The 13,923-nt window shown below is 45.1% G+C and carries 11 protein-coding genes; all 11 read left to right on the top strand.

The window, feature by feature from the left end:
* Positions 1-60 precede the first annotated feature (60 nt).
* The 11 genes from wcaK to ACF2G4_RS07835 all read left to right on the top strand — a co-directional run bounded on the left by wcaK (position 61) and on the right by ACF2G4_RS07835 (position 13,827).
* Complete coding sequence (wcaK, locus tag ACF2G4_RS07885; protein WP_215846263.1) at positions 61-1,323, top strand: colanic acid biosynthesis pyruvyl transferase WcaK; 1,263 nt, start codon at positions 61-63, stop codon at positions 1,321-1,323.
* 4 nt (positions 1,324-1,327) lie between these two features.
* Positions 1,328-2,551 carry a glycosyltransferase gene (locus ACF2G4_RS07880; protein WP_243077585.1) on the top strand — a complete coding sequence of 408 codons (1,224 nt, stop codon included), beginning with the start codon at positions 1,328-1,330 and terminating at the stop codon, positions 2,549-2,551.
* Positions 2,548-3,888 (top strand): lipopolysaccharide biosynthesis protein, encoded by a 1,341-nt coding sequence (locus tag ACF2G4_RS07875; protein WP_243077586.1) that lies wholly within the window; start codon positions 2,548-2,550, stop codon positions 3,886-3,888. Before ACF2G4_RS07880 ends, ACF2G4_RS07875 begins: the two co-directional genes overlap by 4 nt.
* A 403-nt stretch (positions 3,889-4,291) precedes the next feature.
* Positions 4,292-5,188: a UTP--glucose-1-phosphate uridylyltransferase GalF gene (gene galF, locus ACF2G4_RS07870; RefSeq protein ID WP_215846269.1), complete on the top strand. Its 897-nt coding sequence runs from the start codon at positions 4,292-4,294 to the stop codon at positions 5,186-5,188.
* Between the two features lie 52 nt (positions 5,189-5,240).
* Positions 5,241-6,254 carry a UDP-glucose 4-epimerase GalE gene (gene galE / locus ACF2G4_RS07865; RefSeq protein ID WP_409075831.1) on the top strand — a complete coding sequence of 338 codons (1,014 nt, stop codon included), beginning with the start codon at positions 5,241-5,243 and terminating at the stop codon, positions 6,252-6,254.
* A 544-nt stretch (positions 6,255-6,798) separates the two neighbouring features.
* On the top strand, positions 6,799-8,214 hold the full coding sequence (locus tag ACF2G4_RS07860) for a mannose-1-phosphate guanylyltransferase/mannose-6-phosphate isomerase (protein WP_409075830.1): 1,416 nt from the start codon (positions 6,799-6,801) through the stop codon (positions 8,212-8,214).
* A 14-nt stretch (positions 8,215-8,228) separates the two neighbouring features.
* On the top strand, positions 8,229-9,608 hold the full coding sequence (gene cpsG / locus ACF2G4_RS07855) for a phosphomannomutase CpsG (protein WP_409075829.1): 1,380 nt from the start codon (positions 8,229-8,231) through the stop codon (positions 9,606-9,608).
* Between the two features lie 23 nt (positions 9,609-9,631).
* Positions 9,632-10,672: a GDP-mannose 4,6-dehydratase gene (gene gmd, locus ACF2G4_RS07850; protein ID WP_409075828.1), complete on the top strand. Its 1,041-nt coding sequence runs from the start codon at positions 9,632-9,634 to the stop codon at positions 10,670-10,672.
* A 1-nt stretch (position 10,673) separates the two neighbouring features.
* Complete coding sequence (locus ACF2G4_RS07845; RefSeq protein WP_409075827.1) at positions 10,674-11,576, top strand: NAD-dependent epimerase/dehydratase family protein; 903 nt, start codon at positions 10,674-10,676, stop codon at positions 11,574-11,576.
* A complete protein-coding gene (locus tag ACF2G4_RS07840; RefSeq protein ID WP_409075826.1) occupies positions 11,552-12,718 on the top strand; it encodes a glycosyltransferase family 4 protein in 1,167 nt (388 codons plus the stop codon). The genes ACF2G4_RS07845 and ACF2G4_RS07840 overlap by 25 nt, the downstream gene beginning before the upstream one ends.
* Complete coding sequence (locus ACF2G4_RS07835; RefSeq protein ID WP_409075825.1) at positions 12,715-13,827, top strand: glycosyltransferase family 4 protein; 1,113 nt, start codon at positions 12,715-12,717, stop codon at positions 13,825-13,827. The genes ACF2G4_RS07840 and ACF2G4_RS07835 overlap by 4 nt, the downstream gene beginning before the upstream one ends.
* The last annotated feature ends 96 nt before the right edge of the window (positions 13,828-13,923 follow it).

Genomic DNA, 13,923 nt, shown 5'->3' with positions numbered 1-13,923 from the left:
CACTTTGCCAGTTTGGAAGATGGCGGCTTGCAGAATTAAAAAAATTTATTTGGAGTTTTTATGAAAATTTTATTGGTGGGTAACCATACCTGTGGGAATCGTGGGGATGGCGCGATTCTTCGTGGACTGATTGATTCGATGCAGTCCGCGCGTAGTGATCTTGATATCGATGTCATTAGCCGTTATCCAACCAGCTCTGGTTATTTGCTTCAACAGCACATTCAGCAAGACTCGCTGTTTTTGCACAACAGCAAGTCAGGTAAAGGATTGGTCGGTTCAGTAAAGCGTAAAGTCGCGAACCGTCTGATGCCTGACATCATGATGGCGCACTTGGGCAAAGGCGGCTTGTATAAATCCTTTTCTGTACCAGCGCACCTCAAAGCCTTTACTGAAAGCCTGAAACAGTACGATGCAATTATTCAGGTTGGCGGTTCATTCTTCGTCGATCTGTATGGCGTTACCCAGTTTGACCATGCGCTGTGTGCCTTGATGGCGAAGAAGCCGATTTACATGATTGGTCACTCAGTCGGCCCGTTCCAGAATCCTCGCGTTAACGCCCTGGCGAACTTTGTGTTTGACCGCGTAAACAGCCTGGTATTGCGTGAATCTGTCAGTCTTGATCTGATGAAACGCGATGGTGTGACTAGCTCTAAAGTTGCTGCCGGGGTTGATACCGCGTTTTTGGTTAAAGCGCGTGAAGTTGAAAATCCAAGCCATAACTTGCGTCACTGGCAATCTATTATCAGCGCGCGCAAAACGATCGCCATTACCGTGCGTGAACTGGCGCCGTTTGACAAGCGTCTGGGTGTGACCCAGAAAGAGTATGAAGAGGCTTTTGGGCGCGTCATTAACGCGATGATTGCCGAAGGCTATCAGGTTGTGGCTTTCTCAACCTGTACCGGCATCGACAGCTACGCGAAAGATGACCGCATGGTGGCGTTAACGTTACGCGATCACGTTGCACAGCCTGAGCATTACCATGTCATCATGGACGAATTCAATGACCTTGAATTGGGAATCCTTTTAAGCCACTGTCATTTGACGATCGGCACTCGCCTGCATTCCGCCATTATTTCCATGAACTTCGGCACGCCAGCCGTTGCGATCAACTACGAGCACAAGTCGATGGGTGTGATGAATCAGCTTGGTTTGCCGCAGATGGCAACGGATGTCAAAAGCCTGATGGATGGTTCGCTGATCGACAAGGTTAAGACCGTTCTTGCTGATTACGACAACATCAAGCACAAGGTCGACACGGCCGTTGCGAATGAAAGGGAAATTGGCAATCGGATCACTGAAGAGATTCTCAAAGTATTAGGGTAATCAGATGAAGCTGACTTTTTTCACCATGCGTTTCCCGGTTGCCTCCGAAACCTTTGTTTTGAATCAGGTAACCCATTTTATTGATGCCGGTTACGATGTGGAGATTATTTCGGTATTTCCCGGTGATTTGGTGAATCGGCACGCTGCCTTTGATGAGTATGGGCTGGCGGCTAAGACACATTATCTGTTGCCGGAAGAGAAAGTCTCGCTGGTGGATAAGCTGATCCAGCGCCTCAAGCTGGTCTTGCCGAAGATAACCAAATCTTCGCTGCTTCGTTCGCTCAATGTGCGCCGCTATGGCGCACAATCCAGCAAACTGTTGTTGCCATCAATTGTGGCAAATGCGTCCCAGATTTTCACTGCTGATGTGTTTCTGGTGCATTTTGGCTATGCAGGTGCGCTCGCCAATAAGTTACGCGAGTTGGGCGTGCTGAAGGGCAAACAGGCCACCGTGTTTCACGGTGCTGACATTTCACGTCGACACATTCTGGAGGAGCACAAACACGATTACATCAATCTGTTTGAGCAGAGCGAACTGATGTTGCCGATCAGCCATTTATGGGAGAACAAGCTGATTGAGATGGGTTGCCCGCCAGAAAAAATTCATGTTACCCGCATGGGAATTGAGCCTGAGAAATTTAATTTTCAGCCGCGTCAGGGATTTCATAAACCTTTGCGGATTGTCTCGGTTGCACGTCTCACTGAGAAGAAAGGACTGGATGTCGCGGTGAAAGCGAGCGCAATTTTGAAACAGCGCGGTGGCCAGTTCCAGTACACCATTATTGGTAATGGCGATCAGGATGAGATGATGCGCGGCTTTATTGCCGAAGAGGGCATGGAAGATTGTGTGACGATGCCAGGCTTCAAGCCGCAGAACGAGATCCGCAAAGCATTAAGCGAGGCTGATATCTTCCTGCTGCCGTCTAAAACGGCTGCCGATGGTGACATGGAAGGCATTCCCGTGGCACTGATGGAAGCCATGGCGGTCGGTTTGCCGGTGGTTTCTACCTTTCATAGCGGCATCCCTGAGCTGATTGAAAACAATGTTTCCGGCTGGTTAGTTGAAGAAGATGACCCGGAAGCGCTGGCGGACACCTTGCTGAAACTCTCACAAGGAGAAGTAGATGTCGTGCCGGTAGTGGCAGCGGCTCGACACAAAGTTGAGACCGAATTTAATCAGCATATCGCTTATGGCGAGCTGGCACAGATTCTGGAGCGATTGGTGTGAGTGGATTTAAGTCACAGGCGATTTGGTTGTTTGGCAGCACCTGTTTTTCGGCGGTGCTGCAGGTTGCACAACTTAGCCTTCTCGCCCGTAAGCTGGAAACCCATGAACTGGGGCTTTTAGCCATTATTAACGCCATTCTGGCCGTAGCGGGTGTCCTTCAGGATATGGGCATGAGCAGCTATCTCGTGCACCGTCAGAACATTACTCGCCGCGAGCAGAGCACCATTTACTGGGTGAACGTCTCACTCAGTTTATGTACTGGCTTGATCATGCTAGCGATTGCCTTTCCGGTTGCCTGGTTCTATCACCTGCCAGAGCTGGTTGGTCTGATCATGTTGACCAGCCTGAACTTTCTGGTGTTGGGGCATTTGTCGCAATACCAGGCGCACTACATCAAAACCAAGCGGATGGTCTCGCTGGCAAAAATTGAGATGGGCACCAAGCTGTTCGCCTTTCTGTGCGTAGTGGCTATGCTGCAATACACCTCGCTTACGGTGGCCGCGGCCATACTCGGTCTATTCATTAACGCCTTTACCCGCATCATTTGCATGATTGTGCTGGGCGAGAAATCATGGCGTCCCACGTGGGAATTTGATAAAGCGACCTTTATTGGCGCGGTGCGTTACGGTAGCTATCAGCTGGGATCGCAGACGATCAATCAGTTACGTACCCAAGCCGATGCGCTAGTGGTGGGTAAAGTGATGGGCGCGGAGATGCTGGGGGTTTACTCACTGGCGAAAGAGCTGGTATTACAACCGCTGAAGCTGGTTACACCAGTGATTAACCGTTTAGCGCTACCGCGTTTTGCAGAGAAACAGCAGGATCCTGAACAGCTTAAGAAACTGTTCCTGAAGGGAACGCTGGCGATTATGTTGTTCAGCAGCGCCATGTATTTTGTTATCGGCGTCTTCTCTCCGGTTATCGTGCGTGTGCTGTATGGCACATCCCATGAGCAGGTTTATCATCTGATCCCGCTGATGTTGTTGTTTGGTATGCTGCGTCCAATGGGTGGTTTGACCGGGGCGATTTCGCAAGCGAACGGTCGCACTAACGTGGAGTTCTACTGGAACATTGTCGCGAGCCTGGTGGTATTAGGGGTATTAGCCACGACCTTCCTTTGGCCAAATGTCCTCTACGTTGCATTAACGCTCTCTATCTCTCAGGTATTGATTTCCGCGCTGGCACATCCTTTCTTTATCAAGCCGGTGATTGGTATTCGCTTTATGCCCTATGCGCGTCAGTGGATGTCAGTTTCAGTGGTGTTCGTTGGGCTAATGATGCTGATTAATCACTTCAATTTGTTTGTAATGCCGGAGTGGTTTGAGCGCTGGTTGTAATGCCCTGTTCCCCCGAAGAGTCCGTGTGTAGAAACGCAGCTTAACAAGGGGACGAACGGAGCAATACCTGGCAAGCCTGGCTAAGCTCCGGCGATGTAAGTTCAGGGTATATAACATCAAATTATACGGGTGACACGGTGTCGCCCGTTTCTTTTTTTGGCTGGCCTCAGGGCGTTTTCTTATTTCATGACGGATCGGATTTGTGTCCAACCGGATCGAATTTCATTTGGCGATTACTGATTGTCTTTCCTCATATTCTGCACGTTCTGTCCCTAGGTAAAAAGCCGAATTTCCATGATTTGACAGTCAGTTAGTGTAGGATTTTCAGATAAAGATTATACTTGCAGCTCTGGCCGATCCTGCATAATCGATCCACATCTTCACTTCATTAAACGGAATAAACATGACCAAGCTTAAAGCAGTAATCCCGGTTGCGGGTCTCGGTATGCATATGCTCCCTGCGACTAAAGCCATTCCGAAAGAAATGCTGCCTGTTGTCGACAAACCGATGATTCAATACATCGTGGATGAATGTGTTGCAGCGGGCATCAAAGAGATTGTGCTGGTCACCCATGCTTCCAAAAATGCGGTGGAAAACCACTTTGATACGACTTACGAGCTGGAAGCATTGCTTGAAGCGCGCGTTAAGCGTCAATTGCTGAGCGAAGTACAATCAATCTGTCCTCCGGGCGTTACCATCATGAACGTGCGTCAGGCACAACCATTAGGTCTTGGTCACTCCATTTTGTGTGCCCGCCCAATGATTGGTGATAATCCGTTCGTCGTGGTACTGCCAGACGTGCTGCTGGATGATTCCACCGCTGACCACCTGCGTTATAACCTGGCAGCGATGGTTGCACGCTTCGAAGAAACCGGTCACAGCCAGGTGCTGGCGAAACACATGCCAAACTCTGATCTCTCAGAATACTCGGTGATTACCACTGAAGAACCTATCGACAACCCAGGCGATGTTAGCAGCATCACCAACTTTGTTGAGAAGCCAGAAAACCCGGCTGAACTGAATTCCGATCTGGCTGCGGTAGGTCGCTATGTTCTTTCTGCTGATATCTGGGCAGAACTGGAGCGTACCGAGCCAGGCGCGTGGGGTCGTATTCAGCTGACCGATGCTATCGCCAGCCTGAGCAAGCAGAAAACGGTAGACGTTTCGCTGTTAACGGGTAAAAGCTTCGACTGTGGTCGTAAGCTGGGTTACATGCAGGCATTCGTTTCATACGGCCTGCGTAACAACGCACAAGGTCGCGATTTCCGCGAAGCTATTCAAAAGATCCTGGCGAAGTAACCTTCAACATTCACGTGCCGCGTGTTTACGCGGCAGACTGAAAGGAGTTCACATGGCTATTTTAGTAACGGGCGGCGCAGGCTATATCGGCTCCCATACGGTGCTGGCATTGTTGCAGCGTGGCGACGACGTTGTTGTGCTGGATAACCTGTGCAATGCCTCGCGCGAAGCCATCAGTCGCGTAGAGACGTTGTCTGGCAAGAAAGCCACCTTTGTTGAAGGCGACATTCGCGATCGCGCCTGCTTGCGCGATCTGTTCGCATCTAATGATATCTCTGCCGTGATTCACTTCGCCGCGTTGAAAGCGGTAGGTGAATCAACGCGTATGCCGCTTGAATACTATGAGAACAACGTAGCGGGCACCGTGGTGTTGCTGGAAGAGATGCGCAGCGCAGGTGTCTGGAACTTTATTTTCAGCTCTTCTGCCACCGTCTATGGCGCAGATGCGCCGGTTCCGTACGTAGAAACTACGCCGATTGGCGGAACGACAAGCCCGTATGGCACCTCGAAGCTGATGACTGAATTTATCCTGCGTGACTTCGCCAAAGCCGATTCAAACTTCAAAGCGATTGCGCTGCGTTATTTCAACCCAGTTGGCGCACATGAATCAGGCGAAATTGGTGAAGACCCAACAGGTATTCCAAACAATTTGCTGCCTTACATTGCGCAGGTTGCGATTGGACGTTTAGAAAAGCTGGGCGTGTTCGGTGGTGATTACGATACGCCAGATGGCACCTGCCTGCGTGATTACATTCACGTGGTTGACCTGGCAGAAGGGCACCTAAAAGCGCTGGATCACTTAAGCAAGGTGGAAGGGTATAAAGCCTATAACCTTGGCGGCGGCAAAGGTTTCTCAGTGCTGGAGATGATTAATTCATTTGAGAAGGCTTCTGGTAAGAAGATTCCATTTGAGATCAAACCGCGCCGCGACGGTGACCTGCCGGCGTTCTGGGCTGATGCGTCGCTGGCCAATGATGAGCTGGACTGGCGTGTGACGCGCGGCATCGATGAGATGATGCGTGATACCTGGAACTGGCAGAGCAAGAATCCTAATGGTTTTAAATAACCGTTAAGCTTTATCCAACCAGCCCGGCTAAATGCCGGGCTTTTTAATGTCTAAAATGCGTAAATCATTCGATAAATCAGTATTAATTTAAAGATTATTCGTGAATTTCCAGGGCAGATGAAAGCATCAAATACAGATTTATCCTGGGCAGGTTTCACTTAAAAAGTGCTCGAATAGCCGCATTGTGCTGTCGATCAAGGCTAAAAAGGCAATGTTCTACTATGCTGTTTTTTCGATAATTATTGCCCATTGTTGGCTCATTATATTTGTTAAATGTGCCTAATGCTTTCATCGCTAACAAATAAACAATAGGCATGTTATTTCTGCCGCACAAAATGTACTATTTGCGGTGGTCTTAATACTCGAATGGGGTTGTGTAAATTATAACCAACACATGAAAGTATTAATCATCAATAGATCTGTTTCTTACACAGCGTATTGGTTGCTGCAAGCCAAGGGCGGTAGCGTGGCTGTTTATTCATTTGAATAAAGATTGACCCGCTTTAAATGCAATAGCACGTTTAAAACTGTTAGAGGATGTGGAATGTTACTTCCCGTAATCATGGCCGGGGGAACCGGCAGCCGCTTATGGCCCCTTTCCCGAGAATTGTATCCAAAGCAGTTTATTTGCCTTCACGGTGAACACTCCATGCTACAGGAAACGGTCAATCGCCTTTCGGGTATTGAGGCGCGCGCGCCCATGGTGATTTGTAACGAAGAGCATCGTTTTCTTGTTGCTGAGCAATTACGACAAATTAATAAGCTCTCGCACAATATAATTCTGGAGCCGGTTGGCCGTAACACTGCACCTGCCATCGCGCTTGCGGCATTGAACGCCGTTGAGCAGGGTGATGATCCGGTTCTGTTAGTGTTGGCTGCAGACCATGTGATTGAAGATCGCGCTGCATTTCATCATGCAATCAAAACGGCTACTGCCTATGCCAAGCAAGGTAAACTCGTCACATTCGGTATTGTGCCAACCGGTCCAGAGACCGGTTATGGTTACATTCAACGTGGAGAAGCGTTGCCGGGTGAAGAAGACGCACCTTATGCAGTACAGCGCTTTGTCGAAAAACCGAATTTAAAAACCGCTGAACAGTATCTTGAGTCAGGGGAGTATTATTGGAACAGTGGCATGTTCATGTTCCGCGCTAAGCGTTATCTGCAAGAGCTTGAAAAATACCGTCCTGATATCCTTGAAGCCTGCCGCCTTGCTATGGCTAACGTGAAGGAAGGCAATGACTTCATCAGCATTGATAAAGATGACTTTATCGCTTGCCCCGATGAGTCTGTCGACTATGCCGTTATGGAACAGACCGATTCCGCTGTGGTGGTTCCACTTGCAGCAGGTTGGAGCGATGTAGGTTCCTGGTCAGCATTATGGGAAGTTAACGATAAAGACGCTCATGGTAATTCCTTAAAGGGCGACACTTTTCTGCACAACACTAAAAATTGCTACATCAACAGCGAAGACCAGTTGGTTGCAGCGATTGGTGTGGAAGACCTGGTCATCGTAAACACCAAAGATGCCGTATTAGTGGCACGTAAGGACCAGGTACAAGACGTAAAACGCGTGGTGGAATTCCTTAAAGGGGAATGTCGTAGTGAGTATCGCCGCCATCGTGAAACCTATTGGCCTTGGGGACGCTGTGACTTGGTGGTGAATACTGGCCGTTTCAACGTTAACCGGATCACTGTAAAACCGGGTGAAGCTTTCGATTTGCAGATGCACTATCACCGTACAGAACACTGGGTAATTCTATCTGGCACCGCGAAAGTAACCATTCAAGACAAGTCACTGTTAATGACAGAAAACCAGTCTACTTTTATTCCAATTGGCCATCCGCATACGCTGGAAAACCCAGGCAAAATCCCTTTAGAGCTTCTGGAAATACAGTCGGGATCTTACTTGGGCGATGACGACCTTATTCTTATAAAAGAACAGTTTGCAAGTAAGTAAGGACAGAAGAGATCATGGCAGCACTGACCTGTTTTAAAGCTTATGACATACGTGGTGAGCTTGGTACTGAACTAAACGAAGATATTGCTTATCGTATTGGACGCGCATACGGCGAGTTCATCAAACCTAAAACCATCGTGGTTGGTGGTGATGTGCGCCTTACCAGCGAGCCATTGAAGCTTGCATTAGCAAACGGTTTAAGGGACGCGGGTACCGATGTTTTAGATATCGGTATGAGCGGCACTGAAGAGATTTACTTCGCCACGTTCCACTTAGGTATTGATGGCGGCATTGAAGTCACTGCCAGCCACAATCCAATGAACTACAACGGCATGAAGTTAGTACGTGAAGGTGCTCGACCAATTAGCGGCGATACCGGCCTACGCGATGTGCAGCGTCTGGCAGAAGCAAATGACTTTGCTCCGGTTGAAGCAAGCAAACGTGGCACCTACAAACAGATTTCTGTATTGGATGCCTACGTTGACCATTTGATGAGCTACATCAATCTCGCTAACTTTACCCAACCGATGAAGTTAGTAATTAACTCCGGCAACGGTGCTGCCGGGCATGTTATCGATGAGATTGAAAAACGCTTTCAGCAAGCGAATGCACCCGTTTCCTTTATTAAAGTGCATCACGCAGCTGACGGTAACTTCCCGAACGGAATTCCTAATCCATTGTTACCTGAATGCCGTAAAGATACGGCTGATGCGGTGCGTGAACATAAAGCCGATTTGGGTATAGCCTTTGATGGCGATTTTGATCGCTGCTTCCTGTTTGATGAGAATGCTGAATTTATCGAAGGCTATTATATCGTTGGTTTGTTAGCTGAAGCATTTTTGAAAAAAGAGCCTGGCGCTAAAATTATCCATGATCCGCGTTTAACCTGGAACACGATCGATGTGGTCACCAAGGCGGGTGGCATTCCGGTAATGTCTAAAACTGGACATGCGTTTATTAAAGAGCGTATGCGTGAAGAAGATGCAGTTTATGGCGGAGAGATGAGCGCACATCACTATTTCCGTGATTTCGCTTATTGTGATAGCGGAATGATTCCATGGCTGCTTGTCGCAGAATTATTAGCGGTGAAGAATTTATCACTTTCGCAAATGGTATCTGAGAGGATGAAAGCATTCCCTTGTAGTGGCGAAATTAATTATAAAGTGGTAAATGCGAAAGAAATTATTAGTGCGTTAACTGAAAATTATTCTGTGAATTCAAAAAGTAAAGATGAAACCGATGGTATTAGCCTTGAGTGCTCAGAATGGCGATTTAATTTAAGAACTTCAAACACTGAGCCTCTGTTAAGACTGAATCTTGAAACGAGAGGTGACGTCAAAAAGTTAGCTCAATTACTTGTTGAATTTGATTCATTAATTAAAGCTCATCAATAACATTTTTTTGAAATAGGTTACAAATGACTAATAAATCAGCAGTTGTTACAGGTATTACTGGCCAAGATGGTGCATATTTAGCCGAATTATTACTCGATAAAGGTTATAAGGTTTTTGGAACTTATCGTCGTACGAGTTCAGTAAATTTTTGGCGTATAGAAGAGTTGGGAATTAAATCTAATCCTAATCTTCATTTAGTTGAATATGATCTTACTGATTTGTCATCCAGTATTCGCCTGTTACAAGAAAGCCAAGCAACAGAAGTTTATAATCTTGCAGCGCAAAGCTTCGTTGGCGTTTCATTCGATCAGCCTCTGACAACTGCCGAAATTACCGGTATTGGTCCTGTTAATCTGTTAGAAGCTATTCGTATTGTAAATCCAAAAATTCGCTTTTATCAGGCATCAACCTCAGAGATGTTTGGTAAAGTTCAGGCAATTCCACAAAAAGAAGACACGCCATTCTACCCACGTAGCCCATACGGCGTTGCTAAGCTGTATGCACATTGGATGACCATCAATTATCGCGAAAGCTATAACATTTTCGCTTCAAGCGGCATCCTGTTTAACCACGAATCTCCTTTGCGTGGGCAGGAATTCGTTACGCGTAAAATTACTGATTCCGTTGCTAAGATAAAACTCGGCAAGTTAGATGTACTTGAGCTGGGTAACATGGACGCAAAGCGTGACTGGGGCTTTGCTAAAGAATATGTAGAAGGGATGTGGTTGATGCTGCAGGCAGAAGAACCCGATACCTTCGTACTTGCAACTAATCGTACTGAAACTGTACGTGATTTTGTTTCAATGGCATTCAAAGCGGTTGGCATCGAATTGCGCTTTGAAGGCAAAGATGATCAAGAAGTTGCGATTGACGTTGCATCTAACAAAGTGGTCGTTAAGGTTAACCCTAAATTCTATCGTCCTGCAGAAGTAGAATTGCTGATCGGTGATCCTCAGAGAGCTAAAGACATTTTAGGCTGGGAACCAAAAACGACTTTGGAAGAACTGTGTGCAATGATGGTTGAAGAAGATCTTCGCCGTAACAAACAAGGATTCTCGTTTTAATATGAATAATGGCAAAAAAGCATTGATCACCGGGATCAAGGGCTTTACTGGCCGTTATATGGCAGCGGAGTTATCCGCTGCCGGATATGAAGTGTATGGCCTTGGTTCTACTCCCGCAAATGACCTCGAAAATTATTACGTAGCAGACCTGACTAAAATATCTGAAGTAAAGGCAGCTATTGATCTGATCTCACCGGACGTAGTGATCCATTTGGCAGCTATCGCTTTTGTCGGCCATGATGACGTAAATGCATTTTATAACGTCAATATTTGTGGGACACGTAATCTCTTACAAGTTTTGTCTGAGCTTGAAAAGCTGCCAGAGGCCGTCTTATTAGCAAGTAGCGCGAATGTTTATGGCAATACTACGCCAGGAAAACTCAGTGAAGAAAGTAATGTTAATCCGGCTAATGATTATGCAGTAAGTAAAGTTGCTATGGAACACATGGCAAAGTTATTTAATAACAAGCTTCCCATTATCATTACAAGACCATTCAATTACACAGGTGTAGGTCAAGCTGATAATTTTTTGATTCCAAAAATAGTAAAACATTTTAGAGAAGAAAAAGACGTTATTGAATTAGGTAATATTGATGTTTGGCGTGATTTTTCTGATGTAAGATACCTTGCACGTTGTTATATGGCTCTTCTGTCTTCAAAAGCAGCAGGGCATATCGTTAATGTAGCATCTGGCGAAATGTTCTCATTACGTGAGGTTATTACTCTTTGTGAGGAATTAACCGGAAGAACTATTGAAATCAAAGTTAATCCGCAATTCGTTCGAGCCAATGAAATAAAAGAGTTATGTGGTGATGTTAGCCTTTTGATGGAGTTAACAAATAGTAAGCTATCTAAAATCCCTCTAAGAGAAACATTAAAATGGATGTTAGAAGCCAAAAGTTAAGTGTTGTCTTCTCAACAGACTGTATTAAATATCCTTTAACGGGTATTGGGCGCTACGCGTTTGAGCTTGCTAATGAATTGCAACGCCGAACAGAAAAAGTCGATTTAACTTTCATACACGGTACTCGAATTCGTGATTCTCTTGCAGTTGCAAGCGAATCTGCGCAATCTGTTCAATCGCTTAAACGAAAATTACAAAAAAGCAAAATAGTAAGTGAAGTATATCGCCTCACATTTCCAGTAGCAAAATCAATTGCTTTAAAAAAATATAAAGATCACATATTTCATAGCCCTAATTATTATCTTCCACCTAAAGTTAATCATGCTGTGGCGACGTTTCATGACCTTTCAGTATTTCATTGGCCGCAATTCCATCCAGCAGGACGCGTGCATTTGATGCAGAAAGAACTTAGGAACACGATTAAACGTGCAAGCATGTTGATCACCGACTCTGATTTTACCAAAAACGAATTAATGGAATTTTTTGGGGTTGAATCAAAAAATATTACTGTAGCCCCTTTAGCCTGTAATGCTAATTTTCATCCGCGTCTGAAAGTCGATGTTGAATCAGTACTGGCTTATTATAAGATAAAATGGCGCCAGTTTTTTTTATATACTGGCACCATTGAGCCACGTAAAAACATCCTTACTTTACTTCGTGCTTATGACAGGTTATCTCTCCAAGAAAAAAGAGCTTATCCGCTCGTAATTAGCGGTTATAAAGGTTGGGAAAATGAAGCATTGTTCAAGCTGTTTAACAAAGGTGAATCTGAAGGCTGGCTTAAATATTTAGGATTCGTGCCGGGAAAAGATCTTCCTGTTCTATTTAGCTCAGCAACTGCTTTTGTTTTTCCCTCAATTTATGAAGGGTTTGGCCTGCCCGTGCTCGAAGCCATGGCTTCGGGGACGCCAGTGATTTGCTCGAATGCGACCTCTTTACCAGAGGTAGTTGGCAATGCTGCATTAATGCATGACCCCGAAGATATTGAAACCTTAACTAATTATATAAAAAAAATGATTGATGATTCAGAAATTAAAAGTGAGATGATTAAGGCTGGATTAGCACAATCACGGAATTTTTCGTGGTCACATTGCACGGATAAAACAATTGAAGCTTATGAGCAGGTTGCTAGATTTATATGATAAAGGTTCTACATTGTTATAAAACGTATTATCCAGATACCTTTGGAGGAATTGAGCAAGTAATCTATCAACTTGCTGAAGGAGGAGTCAAAGAAGGTATTAAATCGACAGTATTTACTCATAGCCCAAACTTTACAGAAAAAGAATCGATTTTTGATCACCATACAATTCATCGTGTAAAAACAGTATGTGAATTAGCCTCTACGCCTTTTTCACTCTCGGCAATTAGTGAATTTAAAAAGTTGGCGATGAATGCTGACGTAATTCATTATCATTACCCTTATCCTTTTATGGATTTAATGCATTTTGCAGCTCGAATTAATAAACCTTGCGTAGTAAGTTATCATTCAGACATTGTAAAACAAAAAACGCTGGCTAAAATTTACTCTCCTTTGATGAATAAATTTCTCAGCAGTGTTGATGCAATTGTTGCCGCCTCGCCAAACTACGTTAAAACGAGTCCTGTATTATCGAATTATTTAGATAAAGTTTCTGTCATTCCGTATGGATTAGATGAAGAATTTTATTTGAACCCTGCCAAAGAGTGTATGAATAAGTGGGGCGCTAATTTTCCTGATGGTTTTTTTCTTTTTATCGGCACCTTTCGATACTATAAAGGTTTACATATACTTATAGATGCTGCGAAAAATAGTTCTTATCCCATTGTTGTTGTTGGCGCTGGCCCTATAGAACAAGAATTAAAAAAACAGGCTAAAGAATTAAACGTAAATAACATACATTTTTTGGGCGCATTAGGTAACGATGATAAAGCAGCGCTTCTCGCTCTTTCTACCTGTATTGTTTTTCCATCGCATTTACGTTCAGAAGCATTTGGCATTTCATTGCTTGAAGGAGCTCTTTATTCTAAGCCTTTAATTTCAAGCGAAATTGGTACAGGTACGACCTATATAAATATTGATGGCGAAACGGGTTTAGTTGTCCCGCCAGGCGATGCGGCTGCATTACGTAACGCTATGGATATAATCTGGAATGATAAGGTTTATGCAACGAAGCTGGGTAAGGGCGCAAAAGCACGTTTTGAGCAACTTTTTACTGCTGAGAAAATGGTTAAAAGCTATACCGATCTTTATAATTCCCTGATTAAATAGGGCTTATTTACAGATATTTTCCTTTTAGCTATCGCACCAATGTCTACCGCATTCTCGTTAACCTGAGTTAACATGTTTGCCAGTTTTGTTCACAAA

It is taken from the genome of Pantoea phytostimulans, assembly GCF_046118715.1.
Classification (GTDB): Bacteria; Pseudomonadota; Gammaproteobacteria; order Enterobacterales; family Enterobacteriaceae; genus Pantoea; species Pantoea phytostimulans.
Note: the sequence above shows the minus strand (reverse complement) of the source record. Positions and strands in the feature narration are given on the sequence as shown.